1 protein-coding gene is annotated in these 928 nt (G+C 59.1%); it reads left to right on the top strand.

Going from position 1 to position 928, the window contains the following annotated elements; genetic code table 11:
• Window positions 1-928: hypothetical protein (locus HMPREF2630_RS09170; protein WP_168162474.1), on the top strand; the 928-nt coding region annotated here is incomplete at its 5' end.

The raw sequence follows: 928 nt of genomic DNA, 5'->3' as shown, positions 1-928 counted from the left end.
ACCAATGATCAACACCAACCCCACCGCCCCCGCATGGATCACCCACACCGACCTCATCCAAATCGACGGCGGCCACTACATCACCTACCCCGACGACCTCGCCCTCACCCAAGCACTACGCACCGACATCGCCACCGCCCAAAGCATCAACCACCTCCTCGACAGCCTCACCACCGAACTAGCCGACGAAGAACCCATCGACGAAATGATCACCCTCATCAACGAAGGATTCGCCACCATCGGCAACTGGCAAGCCTTCCTCTACAACCTACGCCTACGCTGCATCGCCCTACACAACCTCTTCAAGAAGTACACCCCCGGCCAATACGGCCGCTACCCCATCGACGCCGACACAAAGCAGGACCTACTCAACACCGCCATCGAACTAGCCGTCAAGGGTGAAGAGAAAGCAAACCACCTCACCGAAACCGGCTACCAGTTCCCCACCCTCCCCGCACCCGGCACCACCCTGCGCGAACCCGATAACCGCGAAGTCGAAAACTACGTAGCAGCCCTGCAGGATGAGGACATTCCCGCACAATTCAAGCAGATGGCAGCTTTGCGTGAACGCGTCTCCGACTTCGCACAAGAACTCGACGAAGCCAAGGCCGCCAACACCGAAGTCCCCCAAGCATTCGAACTCAAGGAAGACGGCTCCTACTTCTCCAACGAAGACGACTTCCAGCGCTGGATGGAAGAGTACTCCCCCGCCCTGGCACGCGTCATCGCCCTAGAGCCGTCCTGGGCTGAACCGAACTTCATCCCGATGCTCTCACGCGCACTGGTGCCGGTGTACAAGGCAACTCGTGTGGAGCCGTTCATGCGTGAAGATATTCTCTCGCGTGCTCTGGCGTCGGTGTTGGCGTCGGTTGAGGATGCGGGTGTGCGTGAGTCGGTTCGTCGTGAACTGGCAAAGCGCACTTACTAA

It is taken from the genome of Rothia sp. HMSC072B03 (genome assembly GCF_001809565.1).
Classification (GTDB): Bacteria; Actinomycetota; Actinomycetes; order Actinomycetales; family Micrococcaceae; genus Rothia; species Rothia mucilaginosa_A.
Note: the sequence above shows the minus strand (reverse complement) of the source record. Positions and strands in the feature narration are given on the sequence as shown.